This is a genomic window from Lysobacter avium (assembly GCF_015209745.1).
Classification (GTDB): domain Bacteria; phylum Pseudomonadota; class Gammaproteobacteria; order Xanthomonadales; family Xanthomonadaceae; genus Novilysobacter; species Novilysobacter avium.
In genome coordinates this window covers 621,854-647,679 of the sequence record NZ_CP063657.1, presented here as the reverse complement: position 1 = coordinate 647,679, position 25,826 = coordinate 621,854, and the positions used below count along the sequence as shown (strand labels likewise).

20 protein-coding genes and 1 riboswitch are annotated in these 25,826 nt (G+C 67.9%); of the genes, 11 read left to right on the top strand and 9 right to left on the bottom strand.

The annotated features are described in order from the left end of the window. Positions 1-40: 40 nt before the first annotated feature. From thrA to INQ42_RS02890, 4 genes are all read left to right on the top strand, one after another. Positions 41-2,575: a bifunctional aspartate kinase/homoserine dehydrogenase I gene (gene thrA, locus INQ42_RS02905; protein WP_194035061.1), complete on the top strand. Its 2,535-nt coding sequence runs from the start codon at positions 41-43 to the stop codon at positions 2,573-2,575. Between the two features lie 8 nt (positions 2,576-2,583). After that, entirely contained in the window at positions 2,584-3,573 is a 990-nt protein-coding gene (locus INQ42_RS02900; protein WP_194035719.1) for a homoserine kinase, read from the top strand. Beyond that, the gene (thrC, locus tag INQ42_RS02895) at positions 3,570-4,871 is read left to right on the top strand and encodes a threonine synthase (RefSeq protein ID WP_194035060.1); all 1,302 of its coding nucleotides are present in this window, start codon (positions 3,570-3,572) and stop codon (positions 4,869-4,871) included. The genes INQ42_RS02900 and thrC overlap by 4 nt, the downstream gene beginning before the upstream one ends. Positions 4,872-5,038: 167 nt before the next feature. Next, positions 5,039-5,737, top strand: a complete 699-nt coding sequence (locus tag INQ42_RS02890) for a hypothetical protein (RefSeq protein WP_194035059.1) — start codon at positions 5,039-5,041, stop codon at positions 5,735-5,737. A gap of 403 nt (positions 5,738-6,140) precedes the next feature. On the opposite strand, the gene sucD is transcribed toward INQ42_RS02890, so the two are convergent. Together sucD and sucC are read right to left on the bottom strand one after the other, a co-directional pair. Next, the gene (sucD, locus tag INQ42_RS02885) at positions 6,141-7,016 is read right to left on the bottom strand and encodes a succinate--CoA ligase subunit alpha (RefSeq protein WP_194035058.1); all 876 of its coding nucleotides are present in this window, start codon (positions 7,014-7,016) and stop codon (positions 6,141-6,143) included. A gap of 24 nt (positions 7,017-7,040) precedes the next feature. Next, a complete protein-coding gene (gene sucC / locus INQ42_RS02880) occupies positions 7,041-8,204 on the bottom strand; it encodes an ADP-forming succinate--CoA ligase subunit beta (RefSeq protein ID WP_194035057.1) in 1,164 nt (387 codons plus the stop codon). Between the two features lie 174 nt (positions 8,205-8,378). Between sucC and INQ42_RS02875 the strand changes: the two genes are divergently transcribed. From INQ42_RS02875 to INQ42_RS02865, 3 genes are all read left to right on the top strand, one after another. Continuing rightward, the gene (locus tag INQ42_RS02875) at positions 8,379-9,992 is read left to right on the top strand and encodes a sensor histidine kinase (protein ID WP_194035056.1); all 1,614 of its coding nucleotides are present in this window, start codon (positions 8,379-8,381) and stop codon (positions 9,990-9,992) included. Positions 9,993-10,013: 21 nt separating this feature from the next. Further along, positions 10,014-11,471, top strand: a complete 1,458-nt coding sequence (locus INQ42_RS02870) for a sigma-54-dependent transcriptional regulator (protein WP_194035055.1) — start codon at positions 10,014-10,016, stop codon at positions 11,469-11,471. 179 nt (positions 11,472-11,650) lie between these two features. Beyond that, complete coding sequence (locus INQ42_RS02865) at positions 11,651-13,207, top strand: SDR family NAD(P)-dependent oxidoreductase (protein ID WP_194035718.1); 1,557 nt, start codon at positions 11,651-11,653, stop codon at positions 13,205-13,207. A 325-nt stretch (positions 13,208-13,532) separates the two neighbouring features. On the opposite strand, the gene INQ42_RS02860 is transcribed toward INQ42_RS02865, so the two are convergent. Further along, entirely contained in the window at positions 13,533-16,037 is a 2,505-nt protein-coding gene (locus tag INQ42_RS02860) for a S9 family peptidase (protein ID WP_194035054.1), read from the bottom strand. A gap of 180 nt (positions 16,038-16,217) precedes the next feature. Beyond that, a riboswitch (S-adenosyl-L-homocysteine riboswitch) is annotated at positions 16,218-16,321 on the top strand. 59 nt (positions 16,322-16,380) lie between these two features. Here INQ42_RS02860 and ahcY point away from each other — a divergent pair. Then, positions 16,381-17,826, top strand: coding sequence for an adenosylhomocysteinase (gene ahcY, locus INQ42_RS02855; protein WP_194035053.1), 1,446 nt, complete (start codon positions 16,381-16,383; stop codon positions 17,824-17,826). Between the two features lie 165 nt (positions 17,827-17,991). Here ahcY and INQ42_RS02850 read toward each other — a convergent pair whose 3' ends face one another. From INQ42_RS02850 to INQ42_RS02835, 4 genes are all read right to left on the bottom strand, one after another. After that, a complete protein-coding gene (locus INQ42_RS02850; protein ID WP_194035052.1) occupies positions 17,992-18,549 on the bottom strand; it encodes a DUF3228 family protein in 558 nt (185 codons plus the stop codon). 134 nt (positions 18,550-18,683) lie between these two features. Then, the gene (locus tag INQ42_RS02845; protein WP_194035051.1) at positions 18,684-19,427 is read right to left on the bottom strand and encodes a LytR/AlgR family response regulator transcription factor; all 744 of its coding nucleotides are present in this window, start codon (positions 19,425-19,427) and stop codon (positions 18,684-18,686) included. Beyond that, on the bottom strand, positions 19,424-20,461 hold the full coding sequence (locus INQ42_RS02840; RefSeq protein WP_407070796.1) for a sensor histidine kinase: 1,038 nt from the start codon (positions 20,459-20,461) through the stop codon (positions 19,424-19,426). The genes INQ42_RS02845 and INQ42_RS02840 overlap by 4 nt, the downstream gene beginning before the upstream one ends. A 52-nt stretch (positions 20,462-20,513) precedes the next feature. Beyond that, on the bottom strand, positions 20,514-21,461 hold the full coding sequence (locus INQ42_RS02835; RefSeq protein WP_194035050.1) for an alpha/beta fold hydrolase: 948 nt from the start codon (positions 21,459-21,461) through the stop codon (positions 20,514-20,516). Between the two features lie 210 nt (positions 21,462-21,671). Between INQ42_RS02835 and metF the strand changes: the two genes are divergently transcribed. Next, on the top strand, positions 21,672-22,496 hold the full coding sequence (gene metF / locus INQ42_RS02830) for a methylenetetrahydrofolate reductase [NAD(P)H] (RefSeq protein ID WP_194035049.1): 825 nt from the start codon (positions 21,672-21,674) through the stop codon (positions 22,494-22,496). A 15-nt stretch (positions 22,497-22,511) separates the two neighbouring features. Here the strand turns inward: metF and INQ42_RS02825 are convergent, their stop codons facing one another. Next, complete coding sequence (locus INQ42_RS02825) at positions 22,512-23,789, bottom strand: bifunctional O-acetylhomoserine aminocarboxypropyltransferase/cysteine synthase (RefSeq protein ID WP_194035048.1); 1,278 nt, start codon at positions 23,787-23,789, stop codon at positions 22,512-22,514. A 178-nt stretch (positions 23,790-23,967) separates the two neighbouring features. Here INQ42_RS02825 and INQ42_RS02820 point away from each other — a divergent pair, with 178 nt between their 5' ends. Both INQ42_RS02820 and lpxH read left to right on the top strand, forming a co-directional pair. After that, positions 23,968-24,561 carry a DUF4124 domain-containing protein gene (locus INQ42_RS02820; RefSeq protein WP_194035047.1) on the top strand — a complete coding sequence of 198 codons (594 nt, stop codon included), beginning with the start codon at positions 23,968-23,970 and terminating at the stop codon, positions 24,559-24,561. Between the two features lie 47 nt (positions 24,562-24,608). After that, the gene (gene lpxH / locus INQ42_RS02815; protein WP_194035046.1) at positions 24,609-25,343 is read left to right on the top strand and encodes a UDP-2,3-diacylglucosamine diphosphatase; all 735 of its coding nucleotides are present in this window, start codon (positions 24,609-24,611) and stop codon (positions 25,341-25,343) included. 29 nt (positions 25,344-25,372) lie between these two features. Here lpxH and INQ42_RS02810 read toward each other — a convergent pair whose 3' ends face one another. After that, positions 25,373-25,816: a COG3650 family protein gene (locus INQ42_RS02810; RefSeq protein WP_194035045.1), complete on the bottom strand. Its 444-nt coding sequence runs from the start codon at positions 25,814-25,816 to the stop codon at positions 25,373-25,375. Positions 25,817-25,826: the final 10 nt, after the last annotated feature.

Here is a 25,826-nt window from a genome sequence, read left to right as displayed (position 1 = left end):
GCCACATACCCTCCCCAACGCAGATCGACAGGATTCTCCGATGCCCTCCCCCCTTGCCCCGCCGCGCACCGATCCGGGGCAGCCACTTGCGCCGGACCTCAAACCCGTCCACGTGCACAAGTACGGTGGCAGCAGCCTTGCCGACGCGGCCCACTACCAGCGCGTGGCCGCTCTCCTCGACGAAATGGATGCGTCAGCGCCCGGCCTTCAGTTCGTCGTCGTCTCGGCGATGCACGGGGTCACCGACACCTTGATCGCCCTGGCTGAGGCCAGCATGTCCGCCACGGACTGGAAGCCTGCCTTCATGGCGCTTCGCCAGCGCCATCTGGACGCGGCCGATGTGCTGGACGCCGACGCCACGCATGGCCTCCACGCCTGGCTAAAAGCCCGGTTTGCCGAGCTCGGCGAGACGCTGACGGCAATGGCGTCGGGGCAGGCGCGCAGCGAGGCCGACATCGCCCGCGTGCATGGTCTGGGCGAGGTCTGCTCCTCGCGCCTGCTGCAGGTCGCGCTGGGCGGCGCCGATGCCGGCTGGGGCCGCCTGGACGCGCGCGACGTGCTGGTCGCCAACCCCGGCGAGCTGGGCGTCACCGTGGACTGGGAGGCCAGCCAGTCGCGCCTGGCACAGTGGTCGGAGCGCCAGGACTACTGCGCCCGTGGCCGCGTCATCACGGGCTTCATCGCCCGCGATGGGGAGGGCGCGAATACCACGCTGGGGCGCAATGGCAGCGACTATTCCGCGGCCGCGTTCGGGCGTCTTTTGCACGCCAACGAGCTCACCATCTGGACCGACGTCGACGGCGTGCTCAGCGCTGACCCCCGGCTGGTGCCGGATGCGGTGTGCCTGGATTCGATGTCCTACGCCGAGGCCAACGAGCTCTCGTATTTCGGTGCCAGCGTGCTGCACCCGCGCACCATAGCGCCGGCGCTGCAGGCCGGCCTGGCGATCCGCATCCGCAACACTTGCAACCCGGCAGCCCCCGGCACCGTGATCAGCCTGGCGTCTGCCGCGGCAGCCTCACCGGTGAAGGGCCTCAGCCTGGTGGAACGCATGGCCTTGCTGGAGCTCAGCGGCGCCGGCCTGATCGGGGTGCCTGGGACCGCCGAGCGGATGTTCGCGGCCCTGCATGCCGCCGGCGTCTCGGTGACGATGATCTCGCAGGGCTCCAGCGAGCATTCGATCTGCTGCGTGGTGCGCGAGGCGCAGGCGGCGCAGGCGCGCGAGGCGGTCGCCAATGCCTTCGCCGACGCCATTGAGAAAGGGCTGGTCGCCGGGGTCGAGGTGACGCCGGGCATCGTCATCCTCGCCGCCGTGGGCGACGGCATGGTCGGTTCCCCCGGTGTCGCCGCACGGCTGTTCGATGGTCTGGCAAAGGCTCGGGTCAACATCCGCGCGATCGCCCAGGGCGCCAGCGAACGCAACATCTCCGTGGCGCTGGACGCCGCAGATGCCGTGCGCGGTCTGCGCGCCGTGCACTCCGCGTTCTGGCTGTCACCGCAGACACTCTCCATCGGCCTCATCGGGCCGGGCAAGGTCGGTCGCGCCCTGCTCGGCCAGCTGGCCGATTCGCTGCAGCGCCTTGCCGGTGAGGGCCAGCGCGGCATCGACCTGCGCCTGCGCGCGATCGCCAACAGCCGCCGCATGAGCCTGGCGCCTCGCTACCTGCCGCCGCAGCAGGCATTGGAGGCGCTGGAAGCCGGCGAGGCCCTGGACCTGGATACGTTCGCCCATCACGTCCGCGCCAGCCATCTGCCGCACGCGCTGATCGTGGATTGCAGCGGCAGCGACGCCATCGCCGACTACTACCCGCAGTGGCTGGCCGCCGGCATCCATGTCGTGACGCCGAGCAAGCATGCCGGCAGCGGCGACCTGGCCCGTTACCAGGCAATCCGCGCCGCCACCCGCCACGGCGGCCGCTTCGGCTACGAAGCCACCGTCGGCGCCGGCCTGCCGGTGATCATGACACTGCGCAACCAGCTCGACACCGGTGATGAACTGACCGCGTTCGAGGGAGTGTTGTCGGGGACGCTGGCGTGGCTGTTCAACCGCTTCGATGGCAGCGTGCCGTTCTCCGCGCTGGTGCGCGAGGCGCGCGAGCTGGGCTATACCGAACCCGACCCGCGCGATGACCTGTCGGGCATCGATGTCGCCCGCAAGCTGGTGATCCTCGCCCGCGAGGCCGGTCGCATGCTGTCACTGGAGGATGTCGAGATCGAGAACCTTGTGCCGCCGGCATTGCAGGACGTTCCGCTGGAGGAGTTCCTCGCCCGCCTGGAGGAGCTCGACGCACCGCTGCAGGCGCGACTTGAAGACGCGCTGGCCGGCGGCGGCGCCTTGCGCTACCTCGCCCGGATGGACCTCGAGGGTCGCGCGAGCGTCGCCCTGGTGGTGCCGCCGGCAGGACACGCCAGCCTGTACACCCGACTGACCGACAACCTGATCCAGTTCCACACCCGTCGCTACACCGACAACCCGCTGGTGGTGCAGGGTCCCGGCGCCGGCCCGGAGGTCACCGCGGCCGGCGTGTTCGGCGACGTGCTGGCGATTGCGCAAGCGCTCGGGGCACGACTGTGAATACGGATATCGACCGACCGAGGCAGACATCCGGCGCCGCCCCCCGCGCCGGTAGTCCAGGAGCTACGCCTCGCCAGGATGCCACCGCATTCGCGCCCGCCTCCGTGGGCAACATCGGCGTGGGTTTCGACCTGCTCGGCCACAGCATCGAGGGCCCGGGCGACCGCGCCTTCGTGCGTCGGATCGACGCGCCCACGGTGACCATCACCGGCATCGACGGCGACAGCGCCGGCGCAGCGCAGCTGCCGCGCGAGGCCGAGCGCAACACCGCCGGTCGCGCGCTGATGGAGTTGCGCGCGCAACATGGCATCGCGCACGGCTTCGAGCTGCGCCTGCGCAAGGGCATCCCGCTGGGTTCGGGTCTTGGCGGCTCGGCGGCCTCCTGCGTGGCGGCGCTGGTGGCGGCCAATGCGGTGCTGGACCAACCGCTGACGCGCGACCAGCTGTATCCTCTGGCCCTGGTGGGTGAGTCGGTGGCCAGCGGCAGCGTGCACGGCGACAACGTGGCACCGATGCTGTTTGGCGGTGTCGTGCTGGCGACCCCGACCCGTGCGATTCCGCTGTCGGCGCCGCCGCTGGTGTGCGCGGTGGTGCATCCGCACCACGTGCTCGAGACGCGGCTCGCGCGCGAAGCGTTGTCGGCGCCCTACCCGCTGCGTCAGGTCGTCCAGCACAGCGAGCATCTGGCCCTGTTCCTTACCGGCCTGGCGCGCGGTGATCTCACCCTGATCGCTGAAGGCCTGCGCGATGTGCTGGTGGAACCGCGCCGCGCCTCGCTCGTACCGGGCTTCGCCGAGGTGAAGGCTGCCGCACTCGCCCACGGCGCCTTGGGCGCGAGCATCTCCGGCGCCGGCCCCAGTGTGTTCGGCTGGTTCATCAGTACCGGACAGGCGCAGACCGCCGCTACCGCGATGCAGGCCGCGTTTGCCGCGGTCGGCCTGGACAGCGACGTGCACCTGTCGCCCATCAACGGCCCGCGCGCGGAAGTGGTCGCATGAAGTTCGCCAGCACCCGTGGAGAGTCGCCCGAGGTCGGAATCGATGATGCCCTAGCGGCCGGACTGGCGCCCGATGGCGGCCTGTATGTACCTCTAGCGATTCCGGAGGCAGACATGGACAAGGCCGGCGCCACGCTCGCCGATACCGCCGCCGCGTTGCTCGCCCCGTACTTCGCGGGATCGCGTCTGGAGGCGCAACTGGCGGACATGTGCCGCGCGGCTTTCGATTTTCCGGTGCCGCTGCGCCCGTTGCAGGGCGCCGGCGACTACCTGCTCGAGCTCTTTCACGGCCCCACGGCCGCGTTCAAGGACATCGGCGCGCGCTTCCTTGCAGAAGCACTCTCGCGCCTGCGCGAACCGGGCACGCCACTCACCACCATCCTGGTCGCGACCTCCGGCGATACCGGCGCTGCGGTCGGTGCGGCATTCCATCGGCGAGAGGGTTTCCGCGTGGTGATCCTGTATCCCGATGGACGCGTCTCGCCGCGCCAGGCGCATGGGCTGGGGTGTTTCGGTGAGAACGTGCAGGCGCTCCGCGTCGCAGGCACGTTCGACGATTGCCAGCAACTGGTGAAGCAGGCGCTCACCGATGCCGGTCTACGCGAATCGATCACGCTGGGGTCGGCCAACAGCATCAGCCTGGGCCGGCTGCTGCCGCAGATGGCGTACTACGCCCACGCCTCGCTGCAGTTCCGGGCCGACCACGGCACGTCGCTCAACTTCGTCATCCCGACCGGGAACTTGGGCAACGCCCTCGCCGCATGGCTGGCGCGCAGCATGGGCCTGCCGATTGGGGACATCGTGATCGCCAGCAATGCGAACGACGTATTGCCACGCTACTTCGCCGGCGGGTACTACCGCCCGCAAGCCGGCAAGGCGACCCTCGCCAATGCGATGGACGTCGGCGCACCGAGCAATTTCGAGCGCCTGCGCTGGTGGCATGCCGACGACGCCGCGGTGCGTGCATCGCTGCAGGCCTGCAGCGTGGACGACGGCCAGATCCGCGCAGCCACTGCCGCTGCGCCCGCCCGGCATGGACTCGTCCCGTGCCCGCATACGGCGGTGGCGCTGCACGCACTCGAGATGCTGCGCGTCCAGGGCGATAAGCGCCCATGGGCGGTCGTAGCCACCGCGCACCCGGCCAAATTCGAGACCGTGGTCGAGCCCCTTGTCGGCCACGAGCTGGAGCCACCGCCCGCGCTCGCCGCCGCACTCGCGCGCGCCGCGACGGCCACGCCACTGGGTCTCGACTACGCGGCATTCCGTGACTGGTTGCTGGAATCCACGGCAGACCCGTGATCGCGCGAGACCAGCGTCGCGATGTCAGCGTGCAGTCGCGTCCGTGGGGTGCGCTCCTTGGCCACGCCACCTCAAGCTCAACGCTTTCCCTGTCGACATCGACCCGGGTGCACGGCTTCCTGCACCCCCGCATGGCATGCACGGTCGAAACCGGCTAGCGTGGCTGGATGACTATTTCCCGCATCCTTCTGCCGGCGACTTTCGCCGCCGCCCTCGCCGCCTGCAGTCCATCGGCGACCGATACCACCACTACCACCACCGCTGCCGACACACCGTCTGCGGCGACCGCCGATCCGCAGCAGGCGTTTTTCGACCGCCTCACCGCGCTGTGCGGCAAGGCGTTCGAGGGCAGCGTACTGACCGATCGGCCGGTCAGCGACGGTCCGGACCCGTTCCGCGACCAGACCCTGACCATGCACGTGCGCGAGTGCAGCGACCGGGAAATCCGCATCCCCTTCAACGTCGGCGACAACTACTCGCGCACCTGGGTCCTGACCCGGACGGGTGACGGCCTGCGCCTGAAGCACGATCACCGGCTGGAGGACGGCAGCGACGACCCGGTGACCATGTACGGCGGCGAGACCGCAAACCCGGGCAGCGCGAACAGGCAGGAATTTCCGGTCGACAGCTTTTCCCAGGCAATGTTCACCCGCGAAGGCATGGACGTATCCAATACCAACGTGTGGGCGATCGAGATCGAACCGGAGAAGCAGTTCGTCTACGAACTGGCGCGCACCGGCGAGGACCGCATGTTCCGGGTCGGCTTCGACCTGACCCGGCCGATTGCCACGCCGCCGGCGCCGTGGGGCGGGGAAGCCGTGGTCGAGGCCGGTGACGCGGAGAAAAGCGGCACAGCTGCAGACTAGCCGAGGCGCCGGGGGTGGACGCCCTTGGCCGCGAATGTCCCCCGGCACCGGTAAAGCCGGTGCCTCCTCCTTTACTTCGCCCCAAGGACACCCACCCCCGTCGTTCCAGCGTGGCTGGTGCTTTTAGAGGCGAACCGTCAGCAAAGGCGTGGCCTGTGTGTCTTCCGGGCGAAATAAAGGAGGAGGCGCCCGCCGCAGGCGGGAGCCGGGGGACATTCGCCCGGAAGACATGCAGGTCACGCCCCCTCGGTCGACCACAATCACCCCAGCGATCACGCATTGCTTTAACTAACCCCGGAGTCCGGCGAACACCCACGAAAAAGGCCACCCCAAGGTGGCCTTTTTCATTTCCTGCAATGATCCTGCTGCCGTTTCTCCGACGGCAAGTCACTGGCTGGCGTGCTTACTTCGCCAGCAGCTTCGCAATCGCCGCGCCCAGGTCACCGGGTGACTTGACCGTGGTCACGCCCGCCTTCTCCATCGCGGCAAACTTGCCCTCCGCGGTGCCCTGACCGCCCGAGGCGATCGCACCGGCGTGGCCCATGCGCTTGCCTTCCGGGGCGCTGGCGCCGGCGATGAAGCCGACGACCGGCTTGGTCACGTACTGCGCGATGAACTCGGCCGCCTCTTCCTCGGCGCTGCCGCCGATCTCGCCGACCATGATGATGCCTTCGGTCTGCTCATCGTCCTGGAACAGCTTCAGGCAGTCGATGAAGTCCAGGCCGTGGATCGGATCACCGCCGATGCCGATGACGGTCGACTGGCCAAGGCCGACGTCGGTGGTCTGCTTGACCGCCTCGTAGGTCAGGGTGCCGGAGCGGCTGACGATGCCGATCTTGCCGACGGTGTGGATGTGGCCGGGCATGATGCCGATCTTGCACTCGCCGGGGGTGATCACGCCGGGGCAGTTCGGGCCGATCAGCACGACGTCTTCGTAGTCGTTGAGCACGTTCTTGACCCGCAGCATGTCCAGTACCGGGATGCCCTCAGTGATGCACACGATGACGGTGATGCCGGCGTCGGCGGCTTCAAGGATCGCGTCGGCGGCGAACGCCGGCGGCACGTAGATGACCGAGGCGTCCGCACCGGTCTGCTCGACCGCGTCGGCGACCGTGTTGAAGACCGGCAGGTCCAGGTGCGTGGTGCCGCCCTTGCCCGGGGTGACGCCGCCGACGACCTTCGTGCCGTACTCGAGCATCTGCTCGGCGTGGAAGGTGCCCTGCGAGCCGGTGAAGCCCTGCACGATCACCTTGGTGTTCTTGTTGATCAAAACGCTCATGTATATCGAATCCTGGTGATGTGGTCAGGCGGCAACGGCGGCGACGGCCTTGCGGGCGCCATCGTTGATGTCATCGGCGGAGGTGATCGCCAGGCCGGAGTTCTTCAGCAGCTCCTTGCCGGCATCCACGTTGGTGCCTTCCAGACGCACGATCACCGGCACCTTGACGTCCACTTCCTTGACCGCGGCGATGATGCCCTCGGCGATCATGTCGCAGCGCACGATGCCGCCGAAGATGTTGACGAAGATCGCCTTCACCTTGTCGCTGGACAGGATCAGCTTGAACGCCTCGGTCACGCGCTCCTTGGTCGCGCCGCCGCCCACGTCGAGGAAGTTGGCCGGCTCACCGCCTTCCAGCTTGATCACGTCCATGGTCGCCATCGCCAGGCCTGCGCCGTTGACCATGCAGCCGATGTTGCCGTCCATGGTCACGTAGTTCAGGTCGTGCTGGCTGGCTTTGACCTCGGTCTCGTCTTCCTGGCGGATGTCGCGCATGTCGGCCAGGTCGGGATGACGGTAGGTCGCGGTGTCATCGGAATTGATCTTGCCGTCGAGCACGGCGAGGTCGCCGTTGGTCAGGATCGCCAGCGGGTTCAGCTCGACCAGCGCCAGGTCCTTCTCGTGGAACAGCTTGAACAGCCCGGTCATGATCTTGGTCAACTGGTTGACCTGCCTGGCGTTCAGGCCCATGTCGAAGCCCAGCGCCCGGCACTGGTAGGGCTGGAGGCCTTCCACGTAGTTCACGTGGATGGTCTTGATCGCCTCGGGCTTCTCGGCGGCGACCTGCTCGATGTCCATGCCGCCTTCAGCGGAGGCGATGAAGGTCACCGTCTGGGTGCTGCGGTCGACCAGGACCGACAGGTAGAGTTCCTTGTCGATGTCGGTGCCTTCGCAGATCAACACCGAGTCGATGGGCAGGGCGACGCCGGCGGTCTGGTAGGTCTCCATCGAGGTACCGAGCATCGCCTTGGTGAACTGCTTGACCTCGTCAAAGGTCTTGGCCAGCTTGACGCCGCCGGCCTTGCCGCGGCCGCCGGCGTGGATCTGCGCCTTCACCACCCACAGGTCGCCCGGGATGGACTTGGCCGCTTCGACCGCTTCTTCAGGAGTGCGGGCGATGCGCCCGGCCGGCACGGCAATGCCGTAGTCGGCAAACAACTGCTTTGCCTGGTATTCGTGAAAATTCATGCGTCACCGAGGGGAGTGGAAGACATCCCTCGCTGGCGCAGCCGGAAACGGCTCGGGAGCGAGGGGCCCGCTATTGTGGCCGATCGCGCCGCCCCCCGCAAAATCCGGGCTGGCCGCGATCGCAACACGCGTGCCTATACTCGTGCGAACCAACACTGCCCAAGGATGAACCGCGTGTCGCCAGCCCTCGCCGTCCAGCCCAACGACGACGCCGACAGCGCGCTGCGCCGCGAACTCTACTTCTTCACGCTTTACCGGCTGCTGGAAGGCTCGCTGCTGGTACTGGTCCTGTTCGGGCCGGTGACGGACATGCTCGAGCCGCCCAGGCACGACCTGCTTGCGCGGGTGGTAGCGCTGTCCTACCTGTTCCTGGGCGCCGTCCTGTTTGCGTTCGGTCGTCGTGGCGAACTGCGTGGACAGGCACTCGTGGGCATCTGCTGCGACCTGCTGTTCGGGATCCTGGCGATCCATGCGATCCCTGTCGCGGGCACCGGTATCGCCCTGATGCTGCTGTTCAACGTCGGCGCCGCGGCGCTGCTGCTGCCCCCGCGTTTGGGCCTGGGCGCAGCCATGGTCGCGGTGGTCGGGATCGTCGGTGAACATTTCTGGGCCGTCCTGCTGGATGAAAGTGAAAGGGCGATCACCGAGCCGTTGATGTTCTCGGTCGGGTATCTGGCGGTAGCCACCACGACCAGCATCCTGGGCCGGCAGATGCGCGACAGCTACGAACTGGCCGAGACCCGCGGGGTACAGACCGCGCATCTCACCGAGGTCAACGAGCTGATCATCCGTCGCCTTCGCACCGGCGTGCTGCTGGTGGACGGCCAGAACCGGGTGCAGCTGGCCAACGAGGCCGCGCTGCTGCTGCTGGGCGAAGCCGGCGATGGCCATCGCGACCTGGCGCTGGCACTGCCAGAACTCTCGCGCCGCCTTGCCGCGTGGCGCGAGTCGGGCGTGGTCGACGACGGGCCGCTGCAGGTGGCGACCGACCAGAACGACGTGATCCCACGCTTCACCCGCCTGCTTGCCGGCAGCGACCAGACCCTGGTGTTCCTGGATGACACGTCGCTGCTCTCGCGCCGTGCCGAATCCATGACCCTGGCAACGCTGGGACGGTTCTCCGCCAGCCTGGCACACGAAATCCGCAACCCGCTGGCGGCGATCAACTACGCGGTGCAACTGCTGGAGGAGTCCGACGACATTGCCGTTTCCGACCGCCGCCTGCTGGAAATCATCCGCCAGCAGGGCCAGCGCATGAACGGCATCGTCGAGAACGTCCTGGGACTGGCGCGGCGCGAACCGGCCTCACCCGATTACGTGGACCTGGTCGCACTGGTGAACCGATTCGTCAACGAGTACCGCGCCGGCCATCCGCTGGAAAACGACACCCTCGTCGCGACGTCGGAGCGGCCGGAGGTGCAGGCGCTGGTCGATCCGCGTCACCTGCTGCAGGTGCTGACCGTGCTGGTGCACAACGCGCTCACCTACGGGCGCATGCCCGGCGAGCCGGCGCGGGTGAGCGTTCACGTCCACCAGGACGATCGCCGGCACCCGATCATCGATGTCACCGACCGCGGGCCGGGGATCCCCGAACGCGTCGCCCAGCAGTTGTTCCAGCCGTTTTTCACCACATCCGGACACGGCACCGGCCTGGGCCTGTACATCGCCCGCGAACTGATCCTCGCCAACCAGGCCTCGCTGGACTTCATCGCGCTGCCCGCCGGGGGCAGCTGTTTCCGGATCCGCCTGTCCTCTACTGCCTCGATACGTCGTGATCGCTTAAGCTAGCCTTCATGATCGGAGGACGGGATGGCTGAGACACGCAGCGCTTTGGTAGTCGATGACGAGCGGGATATCCGCGAGTTGCTGGTGATGACCCTGGGCCGCATGGGACTGCGATGCGACACCGCGTCCAGCCTGGGCGATGCCCGCGCGCAGCTGGCGCGCAACCGCTATGACCTGTGCCTGACCGACATGCGCCTCCCGGACGGCTCGGGCATCGATCTGATCGCCGAGATCACCGAGAAGTTTCCGGAAACCCCGGTGGCGATGATCACCGCCTTCGGCAATGTCGATGCGGCGGTTGAGGCGCTCAAGGCCGGCGCCTTCGATTTTGTCGCCAAGCCGGTCGAGCTGTCGGTGTTGCGCGACCTGGTCCGCCACGCGCTGGACCTGAAGGAGAAGCCGACGGTACGGTCCAATCCGGAAAACCTGGCCACCCGCCTGTACGGCGAATCGCCCGCGATGCAGCAGCTGCGCGAGACCATCACCAAGGTCGCGCGCAGCCAGGCCCCGGTGTACATCGCCGGCGAGTCGGGCGTGGGCAAGGAACTGGTTGCCCGCACGATCCACGCCGAGGGCAGCCGCGGCAGCGGTCCCTTCGTGCCCGTCAACTGCGGCGCGATCCCCAACGAGCTGATGGAAAGCGAGTTCTTCGGCCACAAGAAGGGCAGCTTCACCGGTGCCCACGCCGACAAGCCCGGGCTGTTCCACAGCGCCGACGGCGGCACCCTGTTCCTGGACGAGGTGGCCGAACTGCCGCTGCCGATGCAGGTCAAGCTGCTGCGTGCGATCCAGGAAAAATCCGTCAAACCGGTCGGGGCCAACGCGGAGGTGATGGTGGATGTGCGCATCCTTTCGGCCACGCACAAGGACCTGGCCGGCATGGTTGCCGAGGGCCGCTTCCGCCAAGACCTCTACTACCGGATCAATGTGATCGAGCTGCGCGTGCCGCCGCTGCGCGAGCGTCTGTCCGACCTGCCGGGCCTGTGCGCGAAGATCGTCCAGCGCCTGGCCTCCGACCTGGGCCGCGAACCGCCGGCGCTTTCCGCCGAGGCCATGGACGCCCTTGGCCAGTACGCCTTTCCGGGCAACGTGCGCGAGCTGGAGAACATCCTCGAACGCGCCATGGCCATGGCCGACGGCGACCGGCTCGAGGTGCATGACCTGCACTTGCCGCAGGCGAGCGCGGCCCATGCCACGCCGCGTCAGGCACCGCGCGAGCCCGGCGTTGCGCCATTGCAGCCACCCGCGCCCGGCTCCCAGACGCCACAGGCGGCGGCCGCCGCGGCGGGGATCGACCCTCGCACCATCGATCCGCGCGACACCGCGACCAGCGCGTTGCCTTCGTACATCGAGGAAATCGAGCGCGCCGCAATCCAGCACGCGTTGCAGGAAAACCGCTACAACAAGACCCGTACCGCCGCGTCGCTGGGCATCACTTTTCGCGCGCTGCGCTACAAGTTGAAGAAGCTGGGCATCGACTGACCGGCGCTCCGGTGCGCTCGCTGCGGGGCTGGCGGCGGATTGCCTGATCGATCGGAGGCGCCCATGCCGGTGGCCGTTAAACTGGCCGTCTTGCCCCGATCAAAGCCACCATCTTGACCAACGCTGACTCCACCCTCTCACGCCCGTCGGCCAGTACCGACCGTCCCGAACCGACCGCCCTGTCCGAGCGCCTGCAGGTGGCGCTGGATTTGCTTGAGGCGGTCGCCGCTGATCGCACGCTGCTGGACGATCTGCCCAAAGCGGATCGCTCCCGATTGCACCAGGCGGTCGCGAGCGTCTATCACCCCGAGCCCGGACAGCGCCGGCAGAAGCTCAAGGCGCAGGAGCGCGAGCGCAATGCCGAGAACATCCGCCGCGCCGACGCGGTCCTGAACCAGACCGGCATCCGCGCGCTGCGGCGCAAGCCGGTGTTCACTGCCTTGAACTACTTCCCGCCGCCTGGCACGGACGGCCAGCCACAGACCGATGCAGACACCGCCGGCGCGGAATCCCCCGAGTTGCTGCACTGCTACGTGTGCAAGCAGAAATACACGCGCGTGCACCACTTCTACGACCAGCTGTGCCCCGAGTGCGCGGCGTTCAACTTCCGCAAGCGCACCGAGCTGGCGGACCTGAGCGGCAGGGTCGCCCTGCTGACCGGTGGCCGGGTCAAGATCGGCTACCAGGCCGGCCTGAAACTGCTGCGCGCCGGCGCCGGCTTGATCGTCACGACCCGCTTCCCGCGCGACTCGGCCGCACGCTACGCCCAGGAGCCGGACTTTGGCGAGTGGTCTGACCGGCTGGAGATCTTCGGCCTGGACCTGCGCCATACGCCCAGCGTGGAAGCCTTCTGCGCCGAGCTGGTGGCGACGCGGCCGCGGCTGGACTTCATCATCAACAATGCGTGCCAGACGGTGCGGCGTCCGCCGGAGTTCTACGCCCACATGATGGCCGGCGAGACCGCTGCGCTGCGCGATACGCCCGAAGCCGTGCGCCAGCTGATCGGCGGATACGAGGGCCTGCGCAGCCAGGACCTGCTCGGCGAGGCCACCGCGTCGGTGCAGGCCGCGGCGGCACGCGAGGAAATGGCAAACACCGGCAGCCAGATGGCCGGGCTAGTGCGTGCCGCCGAGCTCTCGCAGGTGCCGCTGCTGGCCGAGGAGCTGCTGGGCCAGAAACACTTGTTCCCGGAAGGCCGGCTGGACCAGGACCTGCAGCAGGTGGATCTGCGCGGACGCAACTCCTGGCGCCTGCAGATGCACGAAGTGCCCTCGGTGGAACTGCTGGAAGTCCAGCTGGTCAACGCCATCGCCCCGTTCCTGATCAACGCCCGGCTCAAGCCGCTGATGCTGCGCACGGTCGACGGCGAGGAACCGACCCGCGACAGGCACATCGTCAACGTCTCGGCGGTGGAGGGCCAGTTCTACCGCAACTTCAAGACGACCCGGCACCCCCACACCAACATGGCCAAGGCCGCGCTTAACATGATGACGCGCACCTCAGCCGCGGATTACCACGGCGACGGCATCCACATGAACAGCGTCGACACCGGCTGGGTGACCGACGAGGATCCGGCCGAGCTGGCGGCGCGAAAGACGCTTGAGGAGCGCTTCCATCCGCCGCTGGACATCATCGACGGCGCCGCGCGGATCGTGGATCCGATCATCGACGGCTTCAACACCGGCACCCATGTGTGGGGCCAGTTTTTGAAGGACTACAAACCGACCGATTGGTAGCGGTTGCAGCGGACAGGGCTTTAGGGGCCGCGAACCGCGGGCGTTCGCAGCGAATGTCCCCCGGCCCCCGCCTGCGGCGGAGGCCTCCTCCTTTACTTCGCTCCGAACGCCCGCAGCTCGCGTCTGCGTGGCCGGACTGCCTGCTGGCGCAGCCCACGGTGCATCAACTACCGCCGCTGCACGGACAGCGGGTGTGGATGCCCTTGGGTGTGAAATAAAGGAGGAGGCACCAGCTTCACCGGTGCCGGGGGACATTCACACTCAAGGGCATCCACGCCCGCCTCCGATGTCCACCACGGCTCCCATTCGCAGGTCGCGGCATGAGCTACCGCGTGTCAGCCACCCCGGAATCCTCGCTGCCGGCGTTTTTCACGTACTTCTCCAACCACGCGTCCTCTTCCGCAAGCATGTGCATGATCGACTCACGCGCGCGGTAACCGTGCGACTCGTTGGGCAGCATCACCAGCCGCGCATTGCCGCCCAGGCCCTTCATCGCCGCGAACAGGCGCTCGCTCTGGACCGGGAACGTGCCCGAGTTGTTGTCGTCCACGCCGTGGATGATCAGCAGCGCGTCCTTGATCTGGTGCGCGTAGTTGAACGGCGACATCTGCATGTAGGTGTCCTGCGCCTGCCAGTAGTTGCGCTCCTCGGCCTGGAAACCAAACGGCGTCAGACTGCGGTTGTAGGCGCCGCTGCGGGCGATGCCGGCCTTGAACAGGCGGGTGTGGGCAAGCAGGTTGGCGGTCATGAAGGCGCCGTAGGAATGGCCGCCAATGGCCATCCGGTTGCGGTCGGCCACGCCGCGGCGGACCACTTCGTCCACCGCCGCCTCGGCGCCGGCCACCAGTTGCTCCAGGTAGGTGTCGTTGGGTTCGCGGTCGCCCTCGCCGACGATCGGCATGGTCGGGCCGTCCATCACCGCGTAGCCGCGGGTCAAAAAGGGCAGCGGTCCCCAGTAGCTGATCGCGTTGAAGCGGTGGGGTGATCCGGTCACCTGGCTGGCCGCATCAGCGGACTTGAACTCGCGCGGGTAGGCCCACAACAGGGTCGGCAGCGGGCCGTCGCGCTTGGCGTCGTAGCCCGGCGGCAGGTACAGGTTGGCGGTCAGCTCGACGCCGTCCTTGCGCTGGTAGCGGATCTGCTCCTTCTGCACGTCGCGCAGTTGCGGGGTGGGATGCGGGAAGTCGGTCAGCGCAACCGGCGCAGCGTCCGCGTTGCCGAGCTCGCGCAGGTAGATGTTGGCCGGCTGTTTGGGCGACTCGCGCGAGCTGAGGATGCGTTTGCCGTCGTCGTCCAGCATCGCCACCGGGGCCTCGTACCACGGCGCCTGCGAGTGGAACAGGCGCGTGGCCTGCTTGTCGGCGAGGCTGAAGCGGTCAAGGAACGGCCGGTCACCCTCGTCCGAGGCACCGGCGCCCATCAGGAAGATGCTGCCGCCATCGCTGGATACCACCAGGCGCTGGTTGCCGGCGGCGTCGGGGCGGGTCACCGGGGAACCCGGGTCGCTGTAGCGGTCCTCGTAGGAGCGATCGAAGATCAGCTCCGCCGCCTGCGCGGGCTGTCCCGGGGCGATGCGCCACTGCCGGGTCTGGCGGGTCTTCCACCAGAACTCGTCGATCAGCGCGAGGTCATCGCGGCCCCAGGTGGCGCCGGCGTAGCGCAAGCCCAGGCGCGCCAGTTCCACCGGCTTGCCACTGAACGGAGCGGCGTGGGCGAACACGGCGTCGCGCACGTCCACGTCACGCGCCGGATCGCCGCCGTCCTGGGCTTCGGCCCAGACCAGGGTAGCTGGCGCATCACTGCGCCACGAGATGCGGCGCACGCCGGTGGCGACCGCGTCGTTGCCGGTCGGCAGTCCTTCCACCAGCGGAAGGCGGGCGACCGTATGGACTCGCTTGCCGTCGCGGTCGAGCACCTCGATGCGGCGCGGGAAACGCGAGAACGGCACGAGGTAGGAGAACGGACGTTCCACCGTCTGCACCAGCAGGTGCCTGCCGTCGGGCGACGGCGATGCGCCGATGAGCAGGTCGGGCTTGCCGAGCAATGTGAGCTTGCCGGCGAGGTCCACGCGGCCGAGCTGGCTGGTCAGGTAGTGGGCGAAGATCGCCGCGTCCTGCTCGTTCTTGAGCAGGTCCTGGTAGGTGCGGATCGAGCGCACCTCCGCGCCCTGCTCGGTTTGCTGGATGCTGGGACCGGCCGGGACGCCATCGGCGTTTGGCGCGGCTCCCTGGCCTTGCGGGCGCAGGGTCACCAGCAGGCCGCGGCTGTCGGGCAGCCAGTCGAAACCGGTCCCCGCCACCGTATTCAACGGCTGTTGCAGCAGGCGATGGGCCTTGCGCGAGGCGGCCTCGACGATCCACAGCTCGACGTGGCCGGAGGCGTTGTCGACGTGGGTGAAGGCGATGTGCTTCTGGTCCGGCGCCCAGGACAGGTCGGCCAGCTTCAGGTCCGCGGGCAGGCCGGTGACCGGCAGTTCCTGGCGCTTGGCGATGTCGAGCAACTTCAGGTCCGATCCGAACGAGAACGCACTGCTGGCGTAGGTGCGCGGGTTGATCCGCGTGCCGGCCAGCTTCAGCTCCGGCTGCGCGACCACGTCGATGCCCGGCAGCGCCGGGGTCTTGAGCAAGGTCGCAAAGTCGCGGTTCGGACTCAGCCGGACCTGCGGCTGGCGAGGCGCGTCGACCAGCGCCTGCAAGGCATCCACGGGCGACTGATAGCCGCCCTGGTCATCCAGCGCAGCGGTCTGGGCGAGCGCCGGGGTGAGAAGTGCGAAGGGCAGCAGGGCAGCCAGCAGGCCGATGGCGGTTGAGCGCCGCTTGGGTTTGGTCATGGGATTCCCGGGAAGATGTCGGTGAAATGCGGATAGTGGTGCGTCGTGTCGCCGATGCGGGCCCGCGACGCTGGAGTGACCGTCAAACTCCCACAGTTGCTGAATCCCGGCCAGTGAAGGAAGTCCCGATGCGGCGCCGAGCCGGTTCAAGGCGTTGCACAAGCCGTTACAATGACGCGGTCCGCCGAGGGGCGCTGCGACCGTCGCTACAGGGACGGCCAGGCTTGGCAGGATCGATCGAGACCATCCGTGGTCTCTGTCCGCTACAACGGCGCCCGGTTGCGACCACCCTCCCCGCTTGACGCACCGCACCGGTGCCACGGGATCGAACCGGAGCTGGACCATGAAAGACACCACCCGCACCTTCTCCACAGAAGGCGACTACAAGGTTGCCGACATCAACCTGGCCGACTGGGGCCGCAAGGAATTCGACATCGCCGAGCACGAGATGCCCGGCCTGATGTCGATCCGCGAGAAGCACGCCGCCGACAAGCCGCTGAAAGACGTGCGCGTGACCGGCTCGCTGCACATGACCGTGCAGACCGCCGTGCTGATTGAAACCCTCAAGGACATCGGCGCCGACGTGCGCTGGGCCTCGTGCAACATCTTCTCGACCCAGGACCACGCCGCCGCCGCGATCGCCGCAGCCGGCACCCCGGTGTTCGCCTGGAAGGGCGAGACGCTGGAGGAGTACTGGGACTGCACCCTGGCCGCGCTGAGCTTCCCCGATGGGAAGGGCGGCTATCTGGGGCCGCAACTGGTCGTGGACGACGGCGGCGACGTGACCCTGCTGATCCACAAGGGCTACGAGCTGGAGGACGGCTCCAAATGGGTCGATGAGAAGGCCGCCTCGCACGAGGAGCAGGTGATCAAGAACCTGCTCAAGCGCGTGGCTGTCGAGCGCCCGGGCTTCTGGCACACCGTGGTCAAGGACTGGAGGGGCGTGTCGGAGGAGACCACCACCGGCGTCCTGCGCCTGTACCAGCTGGCCGAAGCCGGCTCGCTGCTGGTGCCCGCGATCAACGTCAATGACTCGGTCACCAAGTCCAAGTTCGACAATCTCTACGGCTGCCGTGAGTCGCTGGCCGACGGCCTCAAGCGCGCGATGGACGTGATGCTGGCCGGCAAGGTCGCCGTGGTCTGCGGCTATGGCGACGTCGGCAAGGGCTCGGCCGCCTCGCTGCGCGCGTACGGCGCCAGGGTGATCGTTACCGAGATCGATCCGATCTGCGCGCTGCAGGCGGCGATGGAAGGCTTCGAGGTCACCACGGTGGAAGACACCCTGGGCCGCGGCGACATCTACGTCACCACCACCGGCAACAAGGATGTGCTCACCATCGAGCACCTGCAGAACATGAAGGACCAGGCCATCGTGTGCAACATCGGCCACTTCGACAACGAGATCCAGGTCGACGCGCTCAAGGGCCTCGAGGACGTCGAGCAGATCAACATCAAACCGCAGGTGGACAAGTTCGTGTTCGCCGACGGCCGCGCGATCTTCCTGCTCGCCGAAGGCCGGCTGGTCAACCTGGGTTGCGCGACCGGGCATCCGAGCTTCGTGATGTCGAACTCGTTCTCCAACCAGACCCTGGCCCAGATCGACCTGTGGGAAAAGAAGGACAGTTACGAGAAGAAGGTCTACATCCTGCCCAAGCACCTGGACGAGGAAGTGGCCCGTCTGCACCTGGAGAAGATCGGCGTGAAGCTGACCAAGCTGAGCGCGGAGCAGTCCGCCTACCTGGGCGTACCGGTGGAAGGTCCGTACAAGTCCGATCACTACCGCTACTGATCGGGCGGGCGTCCAACGCCGCATGAAGAACGGGCGCCCCGCGGCGCCCGTTTTTTGTTGCGGGCCGGTGTTGACCGGTCTGCGTGCTTTGCGACGCGGGCAACTACCGCAAGCCTGCCGCGCTGACCCCGCACGCCGCTAGAGGCTTGCCGGCGCGGGTCCGCATCACGGCCGCCAGTTGGCGTTGTTCTCCCAGAACTCGACCGCCAGTCGATAGGCATCACGGTCCAGCGGCACCCCCGAGCCGCCCTCCTCCACGCCCAGCGCGTTACGCAGCATGGTGATCGGCGCCATGGGGATTTCCTCCGGCGTCATCGTGTACAGGCAGCCGACCACGCCCCAGTCCGCGTCCACCGCGGTGCCTTCTTTCGCCAGCTGATCGCAGCTGTAGAGGATCACCACCAGGTACTCCGCCACCGGCGGCTGCAGGCCCTCGAACCAGCGCACCAGCACCGGCAGTTCCTTGCGCGAGCGCGCCTCGTACGCCGATCGCAGCAGATGACGGTTGTCCTGGGTGATCGGCGCGGTCAGGCAGCGCGTGGACGTCCAGTTGCGGTGCACGTGCAGCTTGCAGAACGGCGCGTAGCCCTCAAGGATCCTGAGCGGCTCGTGCTCGTTGAGGTGGCGCTCGAACTGCGCTGGCGTGCAATCCTGGATGGTGTTGCCGCGCGGGGTGCGCGGGAACAGCCGGGTAACGGCAAACGGGGTCAGGACGATGGACATGCGCGAGACGGGTTGGCGAGAGATGCTGCAAGGGTAGCGGCTGCGCCGCGCGGGTGCCGAGGAACACCCGCGAATTCCCGCTCGCTCCATCTCAGCAAACAGGCGGCCCATGATGATCAACGGGAGCGCGGCGGCTAGAGCGCCAGCCGCTCGCGCAATTCCCGTGCCTGCCGCCGCGACACCTCCACCTGGCTGCCATCGTCCAGGCCAAGGTCGTAGCCGTCGGCGACCGACGGCTCCACCGTGCGGACCATGCGCAGGTTGACCAGGGTGTTGCGGTTGGCGCGGAAGAACAGGCCGGGCTGCATGCGCGCTTCAAGCCCGCTGAGGCTGCGCGCCAGCAGGGCGTTCTGGTCGCGGAACCAGACCCGGGCGTAGTTGCCGTCGACCACGATCCGGCGGATTTCGCCCAGGGCGACAAACCAGCAGCGCTCGCCGTCGCGCAGGAACACCTGGTCGTGGGCCGCCAGCAGGTCCGTGCCCCGACGCCCGGGCGCGCGCGCCGCGTCCTGCTCGCCCAGCTGGGCGCGGGCCTTGTCCAACGCGGTCGCCAGGCGTGCCGCCGCGACCGGCTTGAGCAGGTAGTCGAGCGCATTGGCTTCGAATGCCTGCACCGCGTACTGGTCGTAGGCGGTGACGAACACCACCGCCGGCAGCGGGTCCAGGCCGTCGAGCACGTCAAAGCCACTGCCCGAGGGCAGCTGGATATCAAGCAGGATCAGGTCGGGGTGCAAACGCGCGATCGCCTCGCGGGCGGCGGGAACGTCCTCGGCCTCGCCCACGCACTCGACGTCCGCAGACTCGGCCAGTAGCGTGCGCAGCTCGCGCCTCGCCAGCCGCGCATCCTCCACGATGAGCACCCGCAACGGCCCGCTCATTGCGGGACCACCAGGCTGGCGACCATGGTGTCTCCCTTGTGTTGCAGGTCGACGGTGCCTGCACCGAGTTGCGCCTGCAGGTAGGCCAGCCCGACGCCGTGGCCGGACGCGGCGCGGGTCAGCGGGACCGGATTGGTGACAGTGACGTGCAGCGCCGCTCCCGCGCGATTCAGGGCGATGGTGATCTCGCCGCCACCGGGAATGACGGCGATGCCGTGCTTGATCGCATTTTCCACCAGCAGCTGCAGCGCCATCGCCGGCAGTGTGGCTTGCAGGGTATCGGGCGGCACCTCGCGCACGACGCGCAGCCGGTCCTCATAGTGGACCGCCTCCACCGCCAGATAGTCCTCCACCACTTCGAGCTCGCGCGCGACAGTGACCTCGGTGTCTCCGGAATGCTCCAGCGCATGGCGCAGGGTGTTCGACAGCCGGGTGACCAGTTCACGCGCACGCGCCGGGTCCTCGTTGATCAGCGCGCGCAGGTTGTTGAGCGCGTTGAAGACGAAATGCGGATTGAGCCGAGCCTTGAGCGCATCGCGTTCCAGCAGATGGTGGCGCGCCTCCGCGCGCAGCCGCGCCAGCTCGCTCCGGCGCGCCTGGCGCACCGAATGGGCGCCGGCCCAGATTCCGGTCCACAGGGCCAGCACGACCGCGGTATTGGTCCAGTACATCAGCGTCGCGGCGGGGCGATAGGCCGACAGGCCGCCGGCGACCTCGACCCAGCCCAGGGCGATCGACGGGACCAGAATCGCCGCCAACGCCAGTTGCGCCAGCGTCGTCCCGATCACCACCGACGCCAGCAGCCGCGTTGCCAATACCCATAAGCCGCGCTCCCACCACCCCAAGCGCGCGGCCCGGGCGCGGATCGCGCCGCTGACCAGCCAGAGCAGCGCGCCCAGCGATACGCTGATCAGCACCATCGCCGGCGACATCGCCGAGAACGCGGCGGCCATGCCCAGGCTCAAGCCGATGTAGGCGCTCCACGCGAGCGCGTTGAGCATCCAGAAGCGGCGGGTTGGCAAGGCATCTTCCACGGCGTTGTCCACGTTCAGGCCGGGCGGCGCGGGCCGCCCGCACCTCGGTGCATCAAGGGGTCGAGGGCGAGACAAACCCGCGTATCTGCGCCTGCACCCACTGCGGATCGTCCCACATCAGGAAGTGGTAGCCCCCCTGGCTCATCTCGATGCGTGCGCTCGGCAACTTGGCGTACTGGTCGGCGAAGATCTTGCGCGTCGATTCGATGCTCGCGCCGTAGGGTTTGTAGGCTGCCCAGCTGCCCAGCACCAGGGTCGGCACGCCGATGGCACCGAGCTCGCCACGCAGGTCGGTGGTCATGAGCTCATACATGGCCTGGGCGGTGGTCGCACGGTCGCTGTCACGTCCCCACGTCTTCAGGGTCTCGACCCGCTCCGGCGCCCGGGTCATGCCCAGCAGCGAAGCCTCGGCCTGGGCGAAATACATCGTCTGGTCCAACGCCAGCATGCCGGCGCGCATCTGCTCGGCCATCGGTCTGGTCGTTGCCACGGTCGCGGCCGGATTCTGCGCGGCGGCGAAATACGGCAGGCTGTCGACGATTACCAGCCTGGCCACCGCGTCGGGTTGCTTGATCGCCATCTGCAGGGCCAGCGTTCCGCCCAGGCTGTGGCCGATCACCGTCAGCCCTTGCAGGTCGTGCTCGACGACGTAATCCAGCAACCCGTCGCGCATCACCGGAAGGAAGTCCTCGCCCTCCACCGGCGCCAGGCCGGCGAAGCCCGGCAACTGGACCAGGTGGCATTGGATCGGCATGGCGCTGGCGCCATCAGCGGCCGGCTGGCGCAATGCATGGCAGGTCTCGCGCCAGGTGTCCGCGCCACTGTTGAGGCCGGGAATCATCAGCACCGGCGCGCCTTCGCCGACCACTTCGATACTGATGCCGTGGTGATCCAGCGGCGCTGCGGTGGCGCCGAGCGAGGCCACAGCAAGAATCGCCGCGGCCACGGCGGCCGGGGTGTGCTTTCGGAAACGGGTGAGGGAATGGGCTGGCTGATTCATCGCTGCGGCTCCTTGTTGTCGTGATGCCAGCATCGCCGCATCCACTACCGCCGTGTTGCGCCGGGTGACCAGCGGTCGCGATCGGCTGCAGACGGCGTTTGGGAGCGCCCGGCGGGAACGGCCCGCGCAATCGGCCCGGAAACCCGATTCCATTTACATCCATCACGATAGAGCGATATATTGCCCGCCTACCCGTGACGCAGCCTCCGCATGATCGCGACCAGTTTCGAGTTCTATCCGCCCAAGACCGACGAGCAGCGCAAGCAGCTGGACCGCACCGCCGGCAGGCTCAAGTCGGCGACTCCGGACTACGTGAGCGTGACCTTCGGCGCCGGCGGCTCGACCCTGAGCCATACGCCGGAGACGATCGAGCGCCTGCAGGGGCACCACGCCCTGGAGGCGGCGCCGCACATCAGTTGCATGGGCGGCAGCCGCGAGGAGATCCGCGCGCAACTGCAGCGCTACATGGGCATGGGCGCCAGGCGGCTGGTGACCCTGCGCGGCGACCTGCCCTCGGGCATGGCCAGTCCGGGCGACCTGCGCTACGCCAGCGAACTGGTCGAGTTCATCCGCGACGAGACCGGCGATCATTTCCGCATCGAAGTCGCGGCCTACCCGGAGATGCACCCGCAGGCCCGCGACGCGCACGCCGACCTGAAGCATTTCATCGGCAAGGCGAAGGCCGGCGCCGACGGCGCGATCACCCAGTACTTCTACAACGCCGACGCGTATTTTCGCTTCGTCGACGACGTGCGCGCGGCGGGAGTGGACATCCCGATCGTGCCGGGCATCATGCCGATCTCCAACTTCAGCCAGCTGCGCCGGTTCTCGGAGATGTGCGGGGCCGAGATCCCGCGCTGGGTGACCCAGCGCATGCTCGCCTACGGCGATGACGCCGCCAGCGTGCGCGCGTTCGGCACCGACGTGGTGGCCCAGCTGTGCCAGCGCCTGATCGACGGCGGCGCCCCCGGCATGCACTTCTACACGCTCAACCTGGCCAGGCCGACACTGGCCGTGCTGGCGCGGCTCGGGTAAGCGGCCAACCGTACCTCAGCCCCGGCTGGCCTCCAACGCTTGGCTGAGGTCGGCGAGGATGTCGTCGATGTGCTCCAGCCCGATCGACAGCCGCACCATGTCCTCGCTGACGCCAGCCGCCGCCAGTTCCTCGGCATTGAGCTGGCGGTGGGTGGTCGATGCGGGGTGGCAGGCGAGCGACTTCGCATCGCCGATGTTGACCAGGCGCACGATCATCTGCAGCGCGTCGATGAAGCGCGCCCCCGCCGCGGCCCCGCCGTTGATGCCGAAGGTGAGGATGCCTGCCGGACAGCCGCCCATGTAGGTCTGCGCGAGCGCATGGTCGGGATGCTCAGGCAAGCCGGCGTACTTCACCCAGGCCAAGTGGTCGTGCGCCTGCAGGAACTGCGCGACCTTGAGCGCGTTGGCGCAGTGGCGCTCCATGCGCAGCGCCAGCGTCTCGATGCCCTGCAGCACCAGAAATGCGTTGAACGGCGACAGCGCGGCGCCGGTATTGCGAAGCGGCACCACGCGGCAGCGCCCGATGAACGCCGCCGGCCCGAACGCCTCGGTGTAGACCACGTCGTGGTAGGACGGGTCGGGCTCGTTGAGCATCGCGAAGCGCTGCCTGTGCTCGGCCCACGGGAATTTGCCGGAATCCACGATCGCTCCGGCAATCGTTGTCCCGTGGCCGCCCATGTACTTGGTCAGGGCGTGCACCACGATGTCGGCGCCATGTTCGAACGGGCGGCACAGGGCCGGGGTCGCCACCGTATTGTCGACGATCAGCGGAATGCCGTGACGATGCGCCATGTCGGCCAGCGCCCGGATATCGACGATGTCGCCGCCGGGATTACCGATGGACTCGCAGAACACCGCCCTGGTGTTCTCGTCGATCAGGGCCTCCAGCCCGGCGATGTCGTCGTGCGAGGCGAGCCGCACCGTGATGCCCTGACGCGGGAAGGTGTGGGCGAACAGGTTGTAGGTGCCGCCGTACAACTTGCTCACCGAGACGATGTTGTCGCCCTGCTGGGCGATGGTCTGGATCGCATAGGTGATCGCCGCCATGCCCGACGCCACCGCCAGCGCGCCCACGCCGCCCTCCAGCGCCGCGACGCGCTCCTCGAGCACCGCGTTGGTCGGGTTCATGATGCGGGTGTAGATGTTCCCGGGCGTCTTCAGGTCGAACAGGTCGGCCGCGTGCTGGGTGCTGTCGAAGGCGTAGGACGTGGTCTGGTAGATCGGTACCGCCACCGATTTGGTGGTGGGGTCGATCTCGTATCCCGCGTGGATCGCGAGCGTTTCAAACTTCATTGGCACACCCTCTTCGTGGTCGTCATTCAGTGGCATCCACGCCAATGTAGCGGCAAGCGCCGCTGCAGCATGCCGCCTGCGCCAACGCTGTATTTCATTTGCTCCACCAATACGCCGGAACCCGCCAAGCGCCCTTCCATCGCCCCGCCGCATCGCCGGGCGGTAGTAACCTGCACGGATGTCCCCGCCCCCCACCAACCTGCTGCGTGCCGCGCTTCTGGCCAGTGTTCTGGTCACGGCCGGCGTCGCACCGCGCGTTGTCCAGGCGGCGATCTATCGTTGCCAGGCGCCGGACGGCGGCATGGTCTACACCGATCGCCCGTGCTCCGAACTCGGCGCGACGCCTTCCCCGGCAGGCGATCTCCCTATCGGGCAGGCGGGCCAGCGTCGCCGCGCACCGCCGCGCTTTGGCTGCGCACGCAATCTTCCCGAACTGGTCCTGCGCCTCGCCAACGCGATCAACCAGCAGGACACCAACCAGTTGGCCGGCGTCTACCACTGGGCCGGCATGTCCGGCGGCCAGAGCGTGGCCATCCTGCGTCGGCTGGATGCGGTTGCCCACCGGCCGCTGGCCGGCATCGTGCAGGTTGGTCCGCAAACGATGCAGTCGGTCGATGGCGTGGTCAGCGACGAGGAGTACTACGCAAAACGCCCGATCAGCCAGACACCCGTGGCCCTGCGCATCGAGCAGTCGACCGGCGACGGGATCAGTCCATCCAATACCGTGTTCGGATTGCAACGCCACTTTGGCTGCTGGTGGATCCGCGGCTGAGCGGCGGCTGGCTCAGCGGATCCGCACCCAGCGCCTACAATGCCGCGATGACGACCCTCTTCATCTCCGACCTGCATCTGGACGCGGAACGCCCGCACATCACCGAGCTGTTTGGGCGCTTCCTGGACGCGGAAGCGCGCGGCGCGGACGCGCTCTACATCCTCGGTGACCTGTTCGAGGCGTGGATCGGCGATGACGACCCTTCCGCCACCGCCACTTTTGTCGCCGACCGCCTGCGCGTGGTCGCCGATGGCGGAACGCCGGTCTGGTTCATGCACGGCAACCGGGATTTCCTGGTGGGCCAGGCTTTCGCCGACCGGGCGGGAATGACGATCCTGCCCGACCCCACCGTCGTCGATCTGTATGGCAAACCGGTGCTGCTGATGCACGGCGACACGCTGTGCACCGATGACGTCGCTTACCAGCAGTTCCGTGCCCAGACGCGCGATCCCGTGTGGCAGGCGCAGTTCCTGGCCCAGCCAGTGGCCGCGCGGATCGCTTTTGCCAAGCAGGCGCGCGAGGCCAGCAAGGCGCACCAGTCGGGCCTGGCCTCGCAAGGCACGATGGAAACGATTACCGATGTCGCGCCCGCCGCGGTCGCCGCCGCCTTCCAGCAATTCGGCGTCGAGACGCTGATCCATGGACATACCCATCGGCCGGCAGTGCACGCGCTGAACGTGGACGGTCGCCCGCGCGAGCGCATCGTGCTGGGCGACTGGTACGAGCAGGGCTCGGTGCTGCGGGTCGACCGCCAGGCGCACCGTCTGGAGGCGCTGGCCTGAGAAACGGGTGGGGGTAGAAACCGGGCGCGTCAGTCCTCGGCGCTGGCGCAGCCGGTCAGCTGGCGCTCGCCGTCGCTGAAGGTCGCGGTGTAATCGTAGTCCTGGTCGGACATCGAATCCTCGCAATGGCCCGGCGTGATGATGAGCACGAAGTCCTTGCCGTCATGGACGCCGCGGAACTCGACATCCGTCGCGGTGTCGGTTCGCGTTGCCGCCAGTTCGACGCCGGGCTGGGTGTCGGGCGTGTTGTAAAGCAGCTTGTCCCCGGCGACCTCGACCGACCAGAACGGCTCGTTGCCACGCGCATGGAACCCGACCGTCCGGTCGCCATCGGGGGCCGCGTTGCCCTCGGGCCGCGCGGAGGATACCGGCGGTGCGCTTGCGGGCGCGGGCGCGTCGGGATCGCATCCCAGCAAGACAGCGCCTGCGGCAAGACCGCACAGCAACACCGTCAATGAACGCAGATGATTCATGGCAACGCCC